This window comes from Acinetobacter sp. 22323 (assembly GCF_052044895.1).
GTDB classification, from domain to species: domain Bacteria; phylum Pseudomonadota; class Gammaproteobacteria; order Pseudomonadales; family Moraxellaceae; genus Acinetobacter; species Acinetobacter schindleri.
The window spans coordinates 37,462-56,240 of sequence record NZ_JBQEOL010000017.1; the positions used below are offsets into that span (position 1 = coordinate 37,462).

16 protein-coding genes are annotated in these 18,779 nt (G+C 43.1%); 5 read left to right on the forward strand and 11 right to left on the reverse strand.

All coding sequences use genetic code 11. The features are described 5' to 3' along the window. The first annotated feature begins 30 nt into the window (after positions 1–30). The 4 genes from gatA (at position 31) to ACTJIX_RS11640 (ending at position 6,775) form a co-directional block, all read left to right on the forward strand. Entirely contained in the window at positions 31–1,509 is a 1,479-nt protein-coding gene (gene gatA / locus ACTJIX_RS11625) for an Asp-tRNA(Asn)/Glu-tRNA(Gln) amidotransferase subunit GatA (RefSeq protein ID WP_262467303.1), read from the forward strand. Beyond that, the gene (gatB, locus tag ACTJIX_RS11630) at positions 1,509–2,984 is read left to right on the forward strand and encodes an Asp-tRNA(Asn)/Glu-tRNA(Gln) amidotransferase subunit GatB (protein ID WP_262467302.1); all 1,476 of its coding nucleotides are present in this window, start codon (positions 1,509–1,511) and stop codon (positions 2,982–2,984) included. The genes gatA and gatB overlap by 1 nt, the downstream gene beginning before the upstream one ends. 72 nt (positions 2,985–3,056) lie before the next feature. After that, the gene (locus ACTJIX_RS11635; RefSeq protein WP_076753196.1) at positions 3,057–4,808 is read left to right on the forward strand and encodes a DUF262 domain-containing protein; all 1,752 of its coding nucleotides are present in this window, start codon (positions 3,057–3,059) and stop codon (positions 4,806–4,808) included. A 323-nt stretch (positions 4,809–5,131) separates the two neighbouring features. After that, complete coding sequence (locus tag ACTJIX_RS11640; RefSeq protein ID WP_076753195.1) at positions 5,132–6,775, forward strand: SLC13 family permease; 1,644 nt, start codon at positions 5,132–5,134, stop codon at positions 6,773–6,775. A 59-nt stretch (positions 6,776–6,834) separates the two neighbouring features. On the opposite strand, the gene ACTJIX_RS11645 is transcribed toward ACTJIX_RS11640, so the two are convergent. From ACTJIX_RS11645 to sbmA, 3 genes are all read right to left on the reverse strand, one after another. Continuing rightward, positions 6,835–7,296 (reverse strand): hypothetical protein, encoded by a 462-nt coding sequence (locus ACTJIX_RS11645; RefSeq protein ID WP_167367466.1) that lies wholly within the window; start codon positions 7,294–7,296, stop codon positions 6,835–6,837. Between the two features lie 253 nt (positions 7,297–7,549). Beyond that, positions 7,550–8,536 (reverse strand): hypothetical protein, encoded by a 987-nt coding sequence (locus ACTJIX_RS11650; protein WP_348903039.1) that lies wholly within the window; start codon positions 8,534–8,536, stop codon positions 7,550–7,552. A 610-nt stretch (positions 8,537–9,146) separates the two neighbouring features. Beyond that, a complete protein-coding gene (gene sbmA / locus ACTJIX_RS11655) occupies positions 9,147–10,340 on the reverse strand; it encodes a peptide antibiotic transporter SbmA (protein ID WP_004810997.1) in 1,194 nt (397 codons plus the stop codon). Between the two features lie 412 nt (positions 10,341–10,752). Between sbmA and ACTJIX_RS11660 the strand changes: the two genes are divergently transcribed. Next, the gene (locus tag ACTJIX_RS11660) at positions 10,753–10,947 is read left to right on the forward strand and encodes a hypothetical protein (protein WP_004810999.1); all 195 of its coding nucleotides are present in this window, start codon (positions 10,753–10,755) and stop codon (positions 10,945–10,947) included. Positions 10,948–11,138: 191 nt separating this feature from the next. Here the strand turns inward: ACTJIX_RS11660 and ACTJIX_RS11665 are convergent, their stop codons facing one another. From ACTJIX_RS11665 to bioA, 8 genes are all read right to left on the reverse strand, one after another. Then, positions 11,139–11,246 (reverse strand): hypothetical protein, encoded by a 108-nt coding sequence (locus ACTJIX_RS11665; RefSeq protein ID WP_017401650.1) that lies wholly within the window; start codon positions 11,244–11,246, stop codon positions 11,139–11,141. 18 nt (positions 11,247–11,264) lie between these two features. Continuing rightward, entirely contained in the window at positions 11,265–12,269 is a 1,005-nt protein-coding gene (gene cydB / locus ACTJIX_RS11670) for a cytochrome d ubiquinol oxidase subunit II (protein ID WP_004811002.1), read from the reverse strand. Beyond that, entirely contained in the window at positions 12,266–13,705 is a 1,440-nt protein-coding gene (locus ACTJIX_RS11675; protein ID WP_004811005.1) for a cytochrome ubiquinol oxidase subunit I, read from the reverse strand. The genes cydB and ACTJIX_RS11675 overlap by 4 nt, the downstream gene beginning before the upstream one ends. 267 nt (positions 13,706–13,972) lie before the next feature. Continuing rightward, entirely contained in the window at positions 13,973–14,389 is a 417-nt protein-coding gene (locus ACTJIX_RS11680; protein ID WP_004811008.1) for a hypothetical protein, read from the reverse strand. A gap of 494 nt (positions 14,390–14,883) precedes the next feature. Beyond that, positions 14,884–15,534 (reverse strand): dethiobiotin synthase, encoded by a 651-nt coding sequence (gene bioD, locus ACTJIX_RS11685; RefSeq protein ID WP_076753189.1) that lies wholly within the window; start codon positions 15,532–15,534, stop codon positions 14,884–14,886. Next, positions 15,531–16,286 (reverse strand): malonyl-ACP O-methyltransferase BioC, encoded by a 756-nt coding sequence (gene bioC / locus ACTJIX_RS11690; RefSeq protein ID WP_076753188.1) that lies wholly within the window; start codon positions 16,284–16,286, stop codon positions 15,531–15,533. Before bioC ends, bioD begins: the two co-directional genes overlap by 4 nt. Beyond that, positions 16,283–17,473 (reverse strand): 8-amino-7-oxononanoate synthase, encoded by a 1,191-nt coding sequence (locus tag ACTJIX_RS11695; protein WP_262467299.1) that lies wholly within the window; start codon positions 17,471–17,473, stop codon positions 16,283–16,285. Before ACTJIX_RS11695 ends, bioC begins: the two co-directional genes overlap by 4 nt. Then, positions 17,470–18,750, reverse strand: coding sequence for an adenosylmethionine--8-amino-7-oxononanoate transaminase (bioA, locus tag ACTJIX_RS11700; protein WP_262467298.1), 1,281 nt, complete (start codon positions 18,748–18,750; stop codon positions 17,470–17,472). Before bioA ends, ACTJIX_RS11695 begins: the two co-directional genes overlap by 4 nt. Between the last annotated feature and the right edge of the window lie 29 nt (positions 18,751–18,779).

Here is an 18,779-nt window from a genome sequence, read left to right on the forward strand (position 1 = left end):
TATTAAATTAAACGTAAAGAATTATTTCTCATGACAGATTTACACCGCCTATCAATTCGTGAACTTACCGAAGGTTTGGCCAATGCTAAATTTTCATCACGCGAATTGACTGAACATTACTTAAAACGCATCGAAAAAGTGGATGCTCAAGTGAAGTCATACGTGACTGTGACCGCTGAGCAAGCACTGGCACAAGCCGATGCTGCTGACGCACTGCGTCGTGCTGGTAGCGCAAATGTGCTGACTGGTGTGCCCATTGCACATAAGGATATCTTCTGTACCCAAGGCATTAAAACGACTGCTGGTTCTAAAATGCTGGACAATTTTATCTCTCCTTACGACGCGACCGTTGTAGCGAAAGGTAAAGCTGCGGGCCTGGTGACACTTGGTAAAGTGAACATGGACGAATTCGCCATGGGTTCAACTTCCGAATCATCTTACTTTGGCGCGACCAAAAACCCTTGGGCACTGGATCATGTTCCGGGCGGTTCTTCAGGCGGTTCTGCTGCGGTTGTAGCGGCTGATCTGGCACCATTTGCAACCGGTACTGATACTGGTGGTTCGATCCGTCAGCCAGCCTCTTTCTGTGGTCTGACTGGTCTGAAACCGACTTATGGCCGTGTATCGCGTTTCGGTATGATTGCCTATGCTTCATCACTGGACCAAGGTGGTCCAATGGCACGTTCTGCGGAAGACTGTGCTTACCTGATGAATGTGATGGCAGGCCACGATGCTAAAGACTCTACTTCAATGGAAAAAGAAGTAGATGATTATGTGGCAAACCTGAATGGCACATCTGTGAAAGGCCTACGTATTGGTATTCCAAAACAGTACTTCAATGTTGAAGGTCTTGCCGCTGATGTAAAAGCACGCGTTGAAGAATCCTTAAAAAAACTGGAAGAAATGGGCGCTATTCTGGTTGAGATTGATCTCAACATGACGGAAGCCTATGTGCCGACTTACTATCTGATCGCACCTGCTGAAGCATCTTCTAACTTGTCACGCTATGACGGCGTGCGTTATGGCTACCGTTGTGAAGAGCCTAAAGATCTTCTCGACCTGTATAAACGTTCCCGTTCAGAAGGTTTCGGTTCTGAAGTTCAGCGTCGTATCCTGATTGGTACCTATGCCCTGTCTGCTGGTTATTACGATGCTTATTATGTAAAAGCACAGAAAGTACGTCGCTTGATTCAACAAGACTTCTTGAAAGCATTCGAATCAGTTGATGTGATTGCTGCCCCATCTGCGCCAACCACAGCATATAAAATCGGTGCGGATTTAACACCGGTTGAAATGTATCTGGGCGATATTTATACGCTTGCAGTGAACCTGGCAGGTCTTCCTGCGATTAACGCGCCTGTTGGTTTTGACCATAACAACTTGCCGGTTGGCTTACAGCTGATTGGTAACTACTGGTCAGAATCTCAACTGTTGTCTGTGATACACCAGTATCAACAAGCAACAGATTGGCATACAAAACGCGCTGCAATTGCTGAGGAGAACGCATAATGGCGAAGAACAACGCTAAACCTAAATCAAACCTGATTGATGGTTGGGAAGTCGTTATTGGTATCGAGATTCACACTCAGCTTGCGACCAAATCTAAAATCTTCTCGGGTTCATCAACTGAATTTGGTAATGATCCAAACACTCAGGCCAGCCTTGTAGATTTGGCGATGCCGGGCGTATTACCGGTATTAAACAAAGAAGTTGTGGATCTTGCAATTCGCTTTGGTCTGGGGATTGACGCTTACATTGACCAAGCATCTGTGTTCGCACGTAAAAACTATTTCTACCCGGACTCTCCAAAAGGCTATCAGATCAGCCAAATGGATAAGCCGATTGTGGGTTTGGGTCATATCGACATCCAGCTTGAAGATGGCACAACCAAACGTATTGGCGTGACGCGTGCTCACCTTGAGGAAGATGCAGGTAAATCGATTCATGACCAGTTTGAAGGCATGTCAGGCATCGATTTAAACCGTGCAGGTACACCTTTACTTGAAATCGTATCTGAACCGGATATGCGTTCGGTTGAAGAAGCGGTTGCTTATATCAAAGCGATTCATACCTTAGTGCGTTGGTTAGGGATCTCTGACGGTAACATGGCGGAAGGTTCGTTCCGTGCCGATTGTAACGTGTCTTTACGTCGTCCGGGTCAACCATTCGGTACACGTTGTGAGTTGAAAAACCTGAACTCATTCCGTTTCATTGAGCAAGCGATCAATGTTGAGATTGAACGTCAAATGGAAATTCTGGAATGGGACGGCACCATCGACCAGGAAACTCGTCTGTTCGACCCTGTGAAGATGGAAACCCGGTCAATGCGTTCTAAAGAAGAAGCGAACGATTACCGCTACTTCCCTGATCCAGACTTGTTGCCTGTGGTAATTCCAGATGCGCAAATCGAAGCGATTAAAGCGCAAATGCCTGAGCTGCCTGCTGCACGTCGTGCGCGTTTCGTGGCTGACTTCGGTGTGACTGAATACGATGCTCACGTACTGACACTGACTCGTGAAATGTCAGAGTTCTACGAAGAAGTTGTCGCTGCTGCTGGCGGTGCTGCGCAAGGTAAGATTGCTGCAAACTGGGTGATGGGCGAATTCTCAGGGGCGCTCAACAAAGCAGGCTTAGATTTGGCTGATTCTCCTGTAACTGCTGAAAAGCTTGGCGGTATGATCGCGCGTATTGTGGACAACACGATTAACGGTAAGATCGCGAAGCAAGTATTCGGCTTTATGTGGGACGAAGGCAAATCTGCGGACGAGATTATTGCGGGAAAAGGCTTGAAACAGGAAACTGATACAGGCGCAATTGAAGCGATTATTAAGGAAGTGCTTGCTGCGAACGAGAAGATGGTTGAAGAGTACAAATCTGGTAAAGAGAAAGCGTTCAATGGTCTTGTTGGTCAAGTGATGAAAGCAGCAAAAGGTAAAGCTAACCCTGCTCAAGTGAATGAGTTGATGAAGAAATTGATTGGTTGATTTAATCGCTAATTAATTGATTTCATGTTATAAAAACCTCGCTTAATGCGGGGTTTTTATTAGAGAATAGACATGTCATTTCAAACACCAATTACAATTGCATCAGCTTTAGACAAAATTGATAAAAATCAATACCTACTACCTGCTATTCAACGTGAATTTGAGTGGGAACATACAAGAATAGAATGGTTATTCGATTCGATTATGCGAGGTTATCCTATAAGTTCTTTCTTATTTTGGAATGTCAGTGAAAATACTGCTAAAAACTATAAATTTTATAAATTCATTAACTCATATCGTGAATTCTATAAAACACATAATGAAGAGTTTTCAACTAATGGTATTAACTCATTTCAAGCTATTCTTGATGGTCAGCAACGGCTTACCTCGCTATATATAGGTCTTAAAGGTAGTTATGCATATAAAGAGTATAGGAAAAAGTGGGAAAATACTGAATACTCCATTCCCACACGCCACTTATATTTAAATGTAACTCAACCACTTACTGATGACGAAGAAGGTAGAATTTATAATTTTTCATTTTTAAAGCAAGACGATACAAACCTTTCAGAACTATTCGATTATCAAAATAACTATTGGTTCAAAGTTAGTAAGATTCTTAATTATAATTCAGCTTCTGACTTGGATGACTTTATTGATAATATTGATGAAACTATTAAAGAAAGAGAAAAAGTTAAATTCGCGAAAAAATCAATCAGACAACTTAGAAAAAGCATTTTAGAAGATAAGCTAATAAATTACTTCCTTGAAGAAGAGCAGTCTCTAGACAAGGCTTTAAATATCTTTATACGTATTAATAGTGGAGCAAAACCACTTAGTTTCTCAGACTTACTAATGTCTATTGCTGTTGCGAATTGGGAAGTCAAAGATGCAAGAAAAGAAATCCACCAACTTGTTGATAACATCAGAGAAAAAGGATTTAACATTTCTAAAGATTTGATTTTAAAAACTTATTTGTATTTATATAGCAGAGACATTAAGTTTAGGGTCACTAATTTTTCAAAGCAAAATGCGCAAAAATTTGAGGCTGAATGGGAACAAATTCGAAACACCATTCTTGAAACATTCAATCTCTTGAAAACTTTTGGTTTCAATGAAGTGACTTTAACTTCTAAAAATGCAGTTTTACCAATTATTTATTACTTGTTTCATAGTAAAAAATATGAATCTTTCAGCAACAAAACCTGTTATAAAGAGGATAGAGAAAATATCAAAAATTGGTTACATAAAGTATTAATTAAACAAGTATTTGGTGGTACGTCTGATAATACACTTTCTCAAATTAGAAAAGCTTTTACAGAAGATTTCGATCAATATTATCTAAACCAAGATATCCAACAATTTCCATTGGGTGAAATTTTAAATCTCATTAAAAAAGATACTGCAATTAATCAAGAATTTATTGAGGACCTACTAAACTCTCAGATGGAAAATAAATACACATTCTCAATATTAAGTTTACTTTATCCAAATTTAGACTATAAAAACAATAACTTTCACAAAGATCATATTCATCCAGCGACAAGCTTTAAAGATTTATCCTTAGAAAACAAGTCTAAGTATGACTGGTATGCATACAATAGTATTTGCAACCTACAAATGTTAGATGCAAATGAAAATATGTCTAAGAATGGAAAAAGTCTTATAGAATGGGTTGATTTGGAAACAGAATCAAAAGACAGAGTTACCTTCCTGAAAAATCACCTAATACCAAATATTGATTTAGAATTAAATAACTTTGATCAATATTTTCAAAGCAGAAAATCCTTATTATCTACAAAACTTCTAGAACTTTTAATTTAATGGCTTGCTCAGTCAGATTTGAATCTCTAGCACTTGTTCAATTTTTAAATTAATTCTTTATACAGGGCATCCAAGTTTTTACTTTAAAAGGGAGACTTTGTCACGTTAGCCATTTGACACACATATTTCCCTCTCCTTTTAGGAGAGGGTTAGGGAGAGGTCTTAAAATCAAGCACAAGAGAGGGCTCTTTGCAAGCAAGCACAAGTAAGACCTAAAAAGCTCTTTAAATACTGCATACCACCACAACATAAACATATACCCCAAAGATCTTTGATTATTCACCTACCTGTCACCCAAAATTCAGGTACAAGGAGAAAAATCAATGATCAACCAACTTTGGAATACAGTCTGGGCTAGACATCATAAAACTAAGGATCTATTCAAACGTTTAAACCCTCATTTCATTTTGTCTCAACAGATTCAAGCGAATTCAGATTCAACTGACAACATTCAGTCTAATACTAAACAACGTAACGGATTCAACGGCTCATACAATAAAACCCAATGGCTCGGATTATTCCTCGGTCCATTGGTATTTGCATGGTTATACTTTGGCATGAGCTTTGAAGGCTTATCTTCAGAAGGCCAAGGTGTTTTAGCACTCACCGCCTGGCTTTCCATCTGGTGGATTTTAGAAGTTTTACCTTTAGGCATTACCTCTTTGCTGCCTATTGTCGTGATGCCTATGATGGGGACTTTGACCATCGCCAAAGTAACATCCAGTTATACTGACCCGAATATTTTCTTATTCTTAGGTGGCTTTGCAATCGCGATTGCGATTGAAAAATGGAATCTGCATGAACGCATTTCATTAGGCATTATCAGTTTTTCCGGGTCCACCGTAAATGGTCTGATATATGGATTCATGTTTGCAACAGCGTTTTTGTCCATGTGGATTTCAAACGTAGCAACGGTCATGATGCTATTACCGATCGGAATGGCAATTGTCTATAAAATCATTTCTTTACTTAAACAAGAAGCAAGTCACGATCCGGATGATGAGGTCAAATTTACTAAAGCGATTGTTTTTGCAATTGGATTTGGTGGCATTATCGGTGGCAGTGCAACCCTGATTGGTACCCCACCCAACCTGATTCTAGCTGGATTGGTCAAAGAAATTTATGGTTATGAAATTGGATTTGCGCAATGGTTCATTTTCGCTTTTCCCCTTTGCTTGATTCTAGCCATATTCACTACCTTCTGGTTGACCAAAATTGCCTATCCAATGAAAGCGAAGAAAATTACTGAAGGTAAGGCATTTATTCAGTCGGAAAAAACCCGCTTAGGCAAAATGTCCTATGAAGAAAAAGCGGTCGCAATCATATTTGCAGTAACTGCATTTATGTGGCTAACCCGTACATTTATCTGGAAAGATATTATTCCAGGCATTTCCGATACCATGATTGCTATTACAGCTGCTATGGCACTTTATGCAATACCTGCAACGGATGGGAAACGCCTTTTAAATGCAGATTCGCTTAATGAAATGCCTTGGGATGTTTTATTACTGGTCGGGGGTGGCCTTGCCTTGGCTGCTGGTTTTAGTAATACAGATCTTTCACAGTGGATTGGTCAGCAGTTACTGCTATTAAAAAATATGCCATATTTAATTGCATTATTATTAACAACAGCACTAACGATTAGTATTACTCAAGTCTCGCCAAATACTGCTGTAACGACAATTTTTGTGCCGATTGCCGCTACTTTGGCTCTAGCCCTAGATGTACACCCCTTACCTTTAATGACAGCTGCTGCACTGGGTGCCGGTTTTGCATTTATGCTGCCTATTGGCACACCATCTCAAGCCGTTATCTTTGCCACAGGTAAAGTGAGCATTCGGGATATGCTTATGCAAGGGACATTAGTCACCATTCTCGCTACCCTTTTAATCGTAGCTTCAGTCTATTTTATTTTCCCGTTTGCTTTTGGATTGGATTTATTCAGCTTCCCAGAAGCATGGAAATAAATACTTATATTTAGCACATCATAAAAATCCTCCAATATCGGAGGATTTTTTATTTCATATTATTTGCTTCTGATCGAACCCAACTTATTCCAAATATCTGGCGTTAAAAACGTGGTTACCAGCTTATTCAAATCTACATAACGCAATATACCTTTAAGCTGATTGTTGATTTCAGGATTCTTTAAAATTTCCTCACCTGTACTACGTCCGAGTCCCTGAAAACTATTCCCCACAGCCTCCAGACCTTCTGCCTGAATCACTGCTTTGGTCTGTGCTGAACATTGCTCCACTAAAATACGCTGCAATACCGTCGCCAGATTCTTATCCAGTGCTTCCTTTTGAGTCGCGGTCACATTGCTAAAAGCCTTTAAGTCAGGGTGTGCAGACAAGGCCACAAAGGTCCATTGCATCACCGTAGTTTTATCGGCAGTTGTAGTAGACCTCTCCAGACAATTACTGAGTTGATCGACCGTTGGGCCCGCATTTGCTATTTGCACTACTCCCAACAAGGCAGTTGCCATCAGCGCAGAACGAACGATTTGGGAAAATCTGTGGCTTACAAGGGAAACATAGCGAGACATAAGCAAACTCCGATGAACAGTTTGCCCTTTGTACCACAAAGCATAACAGTTCATCTGTTATTGCATTGCAAAATCAATCTGATTTTTAGCAAAGTACTTGGCGCGTTGATTACGCTAGGCATTCACCCAGTTTCAAAATAAAAATGCCACGTTTCTAAAGCGTGGCATTCTTATCGATTAAAGTTAGATTCTTTTAATTGAGCTGTTTCAACATATTCTTGGCACCCGCATGATTATATTGCGATGCCAGTCCGTTCAGGACGCGTTGAGCCTGTCCTTTGGCATTTGGAAAACGGCTGCTATACGTCGAAATACTGGTCAGACAACGCGCCACCAACATACCGGATTCAGTATAAACCCGCGTTCCTTCTGTGCCTTGCTGCTTACCATAGTTATAAGCACGCTGGGCATTATTACAGGCATTATTCAAATTTCTACCATTATTAATGTCACGCCGGGCAGTCACATACAACTTCATTTGCTGCTGTTGTGGGGTTTCGTTCACACTCGCACGTGGAGCGGCAACTGTCACCGGCTTAGGCTCTTTCTTCTCGACTTCGGCTTTGGCCAGTTCTTTGCGCTCAAGCTCTTTACGATCGTGGTCTTTCTGTTCTGCTGTTGGTTTTGCTGCTACAGACGTTTTGGCAGTAGCCGTTGCCTTCACCACATTGACCTGTTTCTTGGCTGTCTTTGCAGTGCTCGCAGCCGCCTGATAAAAATTATGTGCTTCAGCTGTTTTCATTAGTCGGGTCAGCAACCGAACGTTACGGGTCTTGCTATTATTTTCTGCCTGACGTTCCGCAACAGGTTCAATCGACACAATCCAGCTTTCCGCAAGATCACCCATCGTACATTTATAGGCACCGATTCCCTGTACAACACCTCGATTTGCAGCGAGACGTGTACGCTGGGCAGAATCATTCACCAGACCAAATTTGCTCTTATATAGCAGGGATAACTTACCCCCCTGTTCATGGCAATATTGCGTCATGACTGAACGTGGATACATGGCCTGAGTGGTATTATGGCGCTGTTGTTGATCCCATAGATAGACATAGTCTTTCGCCTTGCCATCTGACTGATTGATGCCCCGTTTCACAATCAATTCTTGGGGACTGTGAAAAGGATGTAATATATTTTTCTTTGCGCCTTGCATGCTATTACACGCTGTCAAGCTCATCGTTATTGTTATCAATAAAAATACTTTCAGTTTCACCGTAAATATCTCAACCCAAAGCATCTACATAAAATAATGCAAAACTGTGCAAACAACAAATACAAGCATCTGATTAATAGAATTATTTTCAAATTTAAAAATATCAAAAATGATAACTATGAGACATTTTAATGGTTATTTTTGAAATTATTTGCATTAACTTTCATGTGGTGCAGTATTATTTTTGAGATAAAACCTGCTCAAGAAAAAAGACCAAAGAAGGAAGTACGTACTTCTTTGGTCACTCATCTGGCAGGCTGGATCGAGCTTTTATACTTGTATAGCAAACCACTCTCCACCATACGCATTCAGTTTATGAGCATTAAAATACTTAATTTTCATCAACGTACATTTATTATTTTTATACGTCAGCGGGGTTGAAAATTAAGTACCAAACACGTTTGGCCCTTAGGATTCTAGTCAAGCGAATATTCACTGAATATCCCCAAATTGGGAGGTTTTACAAATATTTTGCCTATAATTGACCGTTCATCGGATACTCCGGCCAATCCTGAGTTGATATAAAAAAGACCCGCCATAAGGCTGGTCTTTTTAAAATACCAAACACTATTTTTTAATGAATATGAGATTCAAACGCTTTCAGACGCTTGTAGATCGACATTAACTCGATAATCTTTGGCCAAGACAAAATCAGGTACTGGAATGATTCACGGACCTTATTAAACACATTCAGGATCTGCATCATCAGACCCAAAGTAATTGCTCCCGCTGCAATACTCGGAAATAGCACAAACAGGCCATAGATATTGTCGAGCTGCAAATACCAGATCCGTACCATATTGAAATAGGCATAGTGGAAATACAGGCGGAAATAATTCCAGCGCACCCGGCTAAACAGCTCTTTTAGTGTCAATGGCTGGGCACGTTCGGCATGATCTTCCCCATATACCAGTTCTTTACGGTAAGCCGCTTCGACTTTCTGGTTATTAAACTCCAGTCCTGGCAGTTTCATACCAACGACCATTAATACCACTGTACCAAAGACCGCCCAGCCCAAGGATGCCCAGACCAGCGCGTGACTAATTTCACCTACAATCGGTAAGGTCTTGACGTGACTTGAAAGCTTGTACAGAACTGGCAAAAAAGCCATCAGCAACATAAACGATTCAATAAAGGAAACGCCAAGTTCTTCAGTGCTGCGAGCAAAGCGCATGGTATCTTCCTGAATACGCTGTGACGCCCCCTCAATATGCCGCAGCTTTTCCCAGTAAGCCGTATAGTAATCATTCATTGCTGTCCGCCAGCGGAACACATAATGACTGACAAAGAACATGTTAAATACTGCCAGGGTGACATAGATCATCGCGATATAGATAAAGACCAATGCGCCCTGATAGAGCAAAGTTACGTCCCCACCACCACTGGTCAGCATCTTCTGGATCTGGTCATAGAACGGACTGTACCATTCATTCAGCACAACATTGACCTGAACTCCAAACCAGATATTGAACAGGATAAAGGCCGAACCCCACACCGACCAGCGCTGCCAGGGATGGCGCGCTACCACATACCAGAATCCTGCAAAAAGCGCAGTTGCAGTCAGGAACCAGAGATAGAACCACAGGAATTTCTGTGACCAGAAACGGCTGATATCAATCGCCATCGTCGCTTCATGGTAGCCTTCGCTAAAACCCACATAACTGCCCCAGCTTGAACCTCCACTATGCCAGATCGCGAGGTTGATAAAGAACCACACCACCACGCTGAGAAAAAACCAGACGGGTTTTGGAAAGAAAGACTTAAACATGTCCTTTGCATGCTCCTTATTTTTAGTAGACCTCAGGTCAATCAATCATGATGAAATCTGCAGCAGTGTAAAGCAGTTCACAACAGGTTTTTCAACCTGATCAAAAAAATATCTGCCTGAAAACTGCTTATTTTTATCAATCTATTTATAAGCATGAATCATTATGTATGTAGTTAACTGAATACTTATGTGACGAATCCTGTGATCCATCCTTTGTTGGTTTTAACATCAGTTAACAAGCCTGTACAGAACAGATACGATATATGGTTATTTTCCATCCTACACTACAGCGATATGCACTATTGAAAGGGATCATTCCAATTTTTCATTTTGCAAAAACTATTAAATAACAAAGAAAAATTATGCTATCCTTGAATGAATAGTAAACATAATAACCGCGGGAAGTTAACTCATGGAAAGCTCTGTAATTGAACTACTGAAGCCAATCACCTTGGAAAAAGAAAACTGCACGCCAATTATTTATGAAGAAGGTACAGTGCTGAAAGTAGTTATGCAAACACCAACCAGTCTATTGGTCACTACAGACAACCAGTTTAACTTTACTGTTGCACTAAAAGATGAAAATACAATCTGGAGAGAATTGTAATTCTGCTGATTCAAAGTTTGGTCTGGGTTGTTGTATGTTTTACTTCTTCTCCTGAATACAGATCAACACCTGCCTGACAGTATTATTATTTTAATCCTAAAGCTGAAAACAGATAAAAAAACCTCCCATCACATCGGGAGGTTTTTTTATTGTCTTAAGAAAAATGTAGAATCTTGAGACCTACTACACAATCAATATGCCAGCTTTAGCAGGAAGCGGAAAAAGCCTGCAATGAGAGCCATTGTGACAAAGCCTGCAAGCCATAACACAATAAACCAACCTGCCCGATTCAGTTTCATCCTGTTTCCTCCACAAGCCTAATGATAGCCATCATCACCTACCCGTACCTTATCCCGGAACACCCAATAAGACAGACCGGTATAAAACAGGATAATTGGGATGAGGATCAATGCACCAATCAAGGAAAACAGCTGACTGCTTTGCGGTGCGGCGGCTTCCCAAAGGGTAACACTTGGCGGAATGATATAAGGCCAAAGGCTAATGAGAAAACCGGTATAAGCCAGGATCACCAGCGCCAAGGTATAGATAAACGGTGCAAATTCCTGACGGCGTTTACAAGCACGCAGCGCCATAAATGTAAATAATACAACCAGTATCGGCACCGGACTGAAATAGAAAATCTGTGGTTGACTAAACCAGCGCTCGGCAATCTGTTGATGTGCCAGTGGCGTATACAGACTAACTGCTCCAAAGACCAGTAATAACACAATGATAAGTTTTGGCATCAGCTGGAACATCTTGTCCTGTAACTCGTGGTCGGTTTTAAAGATCAGCCAGCCACAACCTAGAGTTGCATACAGGATTACCACACCTACTCCGGTAAACAGCGAAAATGGAGTCAACCAGTCCAGTCCACCACCGCTATAAATGCCATTCGTGGTTTTAATGCCCTGAATATAAGCGCCAAGAATTACGCCTTGCAAGAAAGAGGTCAGAAGCGAACCGCCAATAAAAGCGATGTCCCACCAGTGCCTGCCACGATGTGCCTTAAAGCGAAATTCAAAAGCAACTCCTCGGAAAATCAGTGAGATGACCATCAGGATAATCGGCATATATAGCGCGGACAGCACGGTTGAATAGACCAGTGGAAAGGCTGCAAACAGACCTGCTCCACCGAGTACCATCCAGGTTTCATTACCATCCCAAACCGGTGCCACGGTATTCATCATCACATCGCGTTCATGCTGATCCTTAAAGAAGGGAAACAGAATGCCTATACCCAGGTCAAAGCCATCCAGTACCACATACATCAGTACACCGAGCGCGATGATCGCAATCCAGATCAATGACAGGTCAATCATTTGTTATTCTCCTGATCACGTTGAGCACGGTCATCCTCTTCATTTTGCTCAAAGGTACTCATTGGACGTTTAGACGCACGGATGACTTCACCCTCAGTATGCGGACGGGCATGGATAAATTCTGGTCCCTTATGCATCATTTTCAGCATGTAATAAATCCCGACACCAAATACGACACAATAGACCACTACAAAGATAATCAGAGTAAGTCCTACCTGTTCAGCTGATACAGGTGAGAGTGCATCACGAGTGCGCATAACCCCATAGACCACCCATGGCTGACGGCCCACTTCCGTAGTAAACCAGCCTGCCAGTAAAGCAATAAATCCGGAAGGTCCCATGAAAAAGGCGAATCGGTGCAACCAGCGGGCTTCATAGAAACGACCCGTTTTACGCAAGATCAGACCCGCCAGCGCCATCAAAAGCATCAGCATGCCCAGACCGACCATGATGCGGAAGCTCCAGAACACTACCAGCGAGTTTGGGCGGTCTTCAGGCGCAAAATCTTTTAGACCCTGCACTTCACCGTCCATACTATGGGTCAGAATCAGGCTGCCCAAGTTTGGTATGCCGATAGCATATTTGGTTTCTTCGGCTTCCATATCTGGAATACCAAACAGATAAAGTGGCATGCCTTCACCACGGTTAGTTTCCCAGTGTCCTTCAATCGCAGCAATCTTGGCTGGCTGATATTCACGGGTATTTAAACCATGAAAATCTCCTACAATTACCTGTAGGGGTGCCAGCACCAGAATCATCCACATCGCCATGGAAAAAGACTTTTTGACCAGTGCATCACGGCGACCTTTAAGTAGATGCCAAGCAGCTGTAGCCGCTACCAGCAGTGCCGAAACCAGAAAGGCAGCAATCCCCATATGCAATAGACGATACGGAAAAGACGGGTTAAACACGATAGCAAACCAGTCCTGCGGCATGATGATGCCATTTTCAATAATAAAACCCTGCGGGGTCTGCATCCAGCTATTAGAGGACAGAATCCAGAACATGGAAATACAAGTGCCGAGGGCAACCATTACCGTAGCAAAAAAATGGGTTTTCGGACCGACCCGATCCCAGCCAAAGAGCATGATACCGAGGAAACCGGCTTCCAGGAAAAAAGCCGTTAAGACTTCATAAGCCAGTAGCGGTCCAGTGACACTTCCAGCCACCCTGGAAAATTCACTCCAGTTGGTGCCGAACTGATAACTCATGACCACACCAGAGACCACCCCCATACCGAAGGCCAATGCAAAGATTTTGATCCAGAATTTAAACAGATCCCGGTAAACTGGATCCTGGGTTTTCAGCCAGCGCCATTCCAGGACGGCCAGAAAGCTGGCCAAACCGATGGAAATCGCAGGGAAAATAATATGAAAGGAGACAGTAAAGGCAAATTGGATACGTGCCAGTTCCAGCGCAGTTAAACCTAAATCCATGTCATCACCTTATTGTAGAAGTTGTTGGTGAGAGAACTTCAGCTTAAACAGCTGAAATGGCTTCATTATTTTGTAGTCTAGGCCGTATACGATTTTCACAATGTTGCAAATCTGTAGGACTTTAATATCTGCATTCTGCCCTTTTTCCAAGCTGAGCGGCTTCGCTCCGCCATGGGTCAACCATGCGAAATTTGTGATGTTCATGTTATTTCACTCTTTAAAACGTTTTAGATAGCGGCAAGGTCATGCCTTACCGGACTTGGCGTATTAAAGCGTGACAGGAGGTGCCCTGCCTTGCGGTAGCAAATACAGCCGTTGCAGGGAAAAATAGACATGTCGGTAAGCCGATTTATAGAAACTCAGCTTGACCTGAATCCGGTCAATGACCTCATCAATACCAAAATTAAATGGCAGAACAATGTCACCATATACGGTACAGTACTGGCATTGATGGTTATGTTCATTATGGTCATGATGATGGCCGGATTCGGCCCCCAGATGGTCAATCAACGCATGATAGCTTGCGTGTACATGCTGATGCTGCTTCGGTGAGAGAAGATTATGTGTAATAGAGAGACAGACCGGGGCAATATGGTATTGCTCCGGTAATAGCGGCTGTAAATATACAGCAAACTGTAATAGCAGCGTTGCACATGCCAACAGTAACCCACTACGTTTCAGCAAAACATTCTCTCGAATTGACCGAAGTGAAGAAATATTGAGGCTGAGCTTAGATCAAAATCCAAGCATTATACTCAACTTTAATATTACAACCTTATAATATATATATTTATTATGAAAGCCTTATTTTCATTCTTAATTTTTATAAATTTTTGAATATAAGAAATTAATTTTCATGTTCCAGAGCTTATTCATTTCAGGAAAAGTACAACCGCATACTTTGAACAGGAATGCGCCAAGCCACAAAAATAATATCTAAATTGAGAATTTCATCTTGTTACAGTAGCAGGATCAGACAGAGAGCTACGCTTCAACTTAAAATACTTTCTGGCAGAAAAAGGTTTAGCTGAATGACTACCCTGTCCGGATCAGGCAGGCTTTTGTTGCAGTACGCTATAAATTTCACATTCTCGACAGCTCAAGTCCGGTCAACAGAAAATGTTCCGGATGAATTTTCTTTATTGCATAGCGCCATACTACCAGGCTAAAAAAGAGATTCAGATTTCCTGAAATACCGGAATATCCAGCCACTGTGCATTTGGAAAATCCTTTTGCAAACATTGCTGCAGATACTGAATAGTATCCTGTGCAATGACTGCATCCTGAGCATCATCGGCATGGTTAAATGCCAGCGCATACAGCTCAATCTTACGCTGTTTGAGCAGTTCCAGACTGAGCAGAGTGTGATTGATACTGCCAAGACGACCTGAGGTTACCAGAATGACAGGAAGCTGCTGTGCGGCAATATAGTCTACGGTGAGCAGGTCTTCTGTCAGTGGCACCATCAGACCACCTGCTCCTTCCAGCAGAACACGGTCAAACTGTGCGGCCAGTTGCTGTGTGGCCTGTTCAATTTTTTGAAAGTCTACTGGACGCTGGTCCAAACGTGCTGCCAGATGGGGTGATGCCGGATAGCTATAAATTTCCGGCATAGTCAGCTTTTGCTGATCTTCTGGCAGCAAGCCGCAGCCCATAATCTGGCGATGCTGTTCGATATCTTCAGACAGATCAGTGTTGCCAGTCTGGATCAACTTCTGGGTAATAGTACGAATGCCATGCGCATTCCAGATTTTGGCCAGAAAACCGGTGGCATAGGTCTTGCCAATACCGGTATCTATACCGCTGACAAAATAGATGTTTGCGTTCATGAGCGCTTCCGTGCAATGAGATAAATCGGGTGATAGGTCAAAGGATACTTCTGGCTATCATCTGGTAGCTGGAATTGTTGATATTGCTCATAAAAAAGCCGCAAAGAAGATTTGCTCCAGCGGAAACCATCTGCCGTCGCCTGTACGCCGGTGGCCTTGATATGTTTCAGTACCTCGCGAGGATGTTCAAACTCCAGAATCAGGCGCTGTTCCTCCTGCATCAGGACCTCATAACCACAAGATTCCAGCAGTTCAACCATTTGTGGAAGTGAGCGATATTTCAGCCCCTGTCCAGTCAATACTTTAATTTCTTTTAAATTGTCCTGTGCATAGCTGGCAAAGCAGAACCAGCCAGACGGATTTAAAGCCTGATGAATTTTCACAAATAAAGCGTCCAGATGCTGCACCCATTGCAAGGCAGAACAGGACACCACCAGATCCAGCGATTGTGGAAGTGGCAAAGTTTCGATATTGCCAATTCCCCAGTAAATCCGGCCATCTTCCTCAAAATGCTGTTTAACTTCTGGATAAAGGTCATTTAAAAACAACTGGTCGAAACTGTAATGCTGCATCAACTGGCGGGTAAACAGGCCTGAACCACAGCCAATTTCCAAGATACGCTGTAAATTTACCGCAATATGCGCTTGCATATACTGGACCAGTTCCATTGCTACCCGACGCTGGGCAATAGCATGCTCTTCATAGCTGGACTGTGCCTGAGCAAAGCGCTGCGCGACCTGATCAGTTTTCATCGTGGCAACTCCTGCAGAGCATCCTGCAACTGTTGCAACTGTGCCGGACTGACCTGCTGATGTAAACAGATTCGCAATCTGGAAGTGTTTTTCGGTACAGTCGGTGGACGTACTGGCAGGACATAAAAACCCTTTTGCTGTACATATTCTGCTGCAGCGACGGTTTTGGCTGCATCGCCAATAATTACCGGTACAATTTGAGAACTGGATGGACAAGCATAACCCAAGGCCTGAATGCCCTGATGACAGCGACTAGCCAGACTGGCAAGCTGTTGGCGCTCTTCCTGCATTTCTTGCATTTTCTGGAAAATAAAATGCGTCCAGGCCATACAGATTGGGGGCTGTGCAGTACTAAAAATTAGCGGACGCATGCTGTTGATCAGATATTCACGAATAAGCGGATGACAGACCAGATAGCCACCGACTGAAGCCAGTGCCTTGCCAAAAGTCCCGACCAGCAGGTCAATCTGGTCTATGACCTGATACTGCTCGGCACAACCCAACCCGCGTTCACCACGCACACCAATAGCATGGGCTTCATCCACATACAGCATGACCTTATCAAACTGCTGTTTGAGTGCCACCAATGCACCGAGATCCGTTTCATCACCATCCATACTAAAAATGGATTCAGTGACGACAATGATGCGCTGAATATTTTCATCTGCCTGACACTTTACTAAAAGCTGCTGTAGATGTTCCAGATCATTATGCCGGTAGCGTACATAGCTGGCATTGGATAAACGGATACCATCAATAATGCTGGCATGTACCAGCTTGTCGGCAATAATAACGGTCTTGCTATCCGCCAATGCTGGTAGAATCCCGATATTCATATGATAGCCACTATTAAACAGCAGCACCGAACGACCAAAAGCCTGTGCCATGCTGGTCTCCAGCTGTTTATAGGCCGGGAAATTTCCAGTCAGCAGGCGCGAAGAACTGGCACTCATCTGTCGTTCAGCAAGCGGTGTCAGGTCAAAAAATTCTTCCCGCAGCTGCAGATCGGCCGCCAGACCAAGATAGTCATTGGATGCCAGATTCAGCATCTCCATCCCATTCAGCTGAAGATAAGGCTGGCTGGAAATCCCCTGTTTAAACTGGCGATACTGGCCCTGCTGTTTCAAATCATCCAGCTGCTGCTGAAAATATTCCAGATGCTGCTGAAAATATTCCAGATGCTTCATGCTGTTGCTCCCATTGCCTGAATCATCTCGCACATATGCACCAGTAAAGTTTTAAGTTGTTCAGCAGAAATCACAAATGGTGGCATCACATAGACCAACCGACCAAAGGGACGAATCCATACGCCACGGCGTACACATTCTGCCTGGAAGCTAGCCAGATCAACAGATTGCTGTAACTCCACGACTCCAATCGCGCCAAGTACGCGGATATCCGCAACCTGCGGCAAGGCATTTAATGGCTGTAAATGGTCTTTTAATACTTGTTCAATCTGTTGCACTCTTGCCTGCCAGTCCTGTGACAATAAAAGCTGGGTGCTTTTGAGTGCCACAGCACAGGCCAGTGGATTCGCCATAAAGGTCGGGCCATGCATAAATACGCCAGCTTCACCACTGGAAATGGTTTCTGCGACATGCACAGTTGTCAGTGTAGCTGACAAGGTCATATAACCGCCAGTCAGCGCCTTGCCCAGACACATGATATCTGGGCTAATACCCGCATGTTCACAGGCAAACAGTTTGCCGCTCCGGCCAAAACCAGTCGCGATTTCATCCAGAATTAACAGAATATTGTAACGATCACACAGCTGACGTACCTGGCGCAGGTATTCCGGATGATACAGGCGCATACCACCTGCTCCCTGCACGATCGGCTCAATAATCATGGCTGCAATCTGTTCATGCTTTTCTGCTAATAATTGTTCCAGTGGCTGGATATCATCAGCTTGCCATTCACCATCAAAACGGCTTTGTGGTGCCGGAACAAAATAACGGTTCGGCAGACTAGAACCAAAAATCTGGTGCATGCCCGTGACCGGATCGCAGACCGACATAGCATTCCAGGTATCGCCATGATAGCCAGAACGTGTAGTAACAAAATTGCTTTTCTGTGCCTGACCACGGGCATGCCAGTATTGTACCGCCATTTTCAAAGCCACTTCCACAGCAACCGAACCGGAATCGGCATAGAAAATCCGATCCAGTGGCTCTGGAGTAATCTCAATCAGCAATTTAGCCAGATCAATCGCTGGCTGATGGGTCAGGCCACCAAACATGACATGTGACATGGATTGCAACTGGGTCTGCACCGCCTGATTCAGCTCTGGATGGTTATAACCATGGATCGTGCACCACCAGGACGACATCCCATCAATCAGCTGCGTACCATCTTCCAGTTCAATTACAGCACCATGTGCCGCCCTCACCTTGTAACAAGGCAAAGGATGACTCATGGAAGTATAGGGATGCCAGATATGCTGCTGATCAAAAGAATCGTGCACGGAAAATAACCTAAACAATAGCGCTGTCC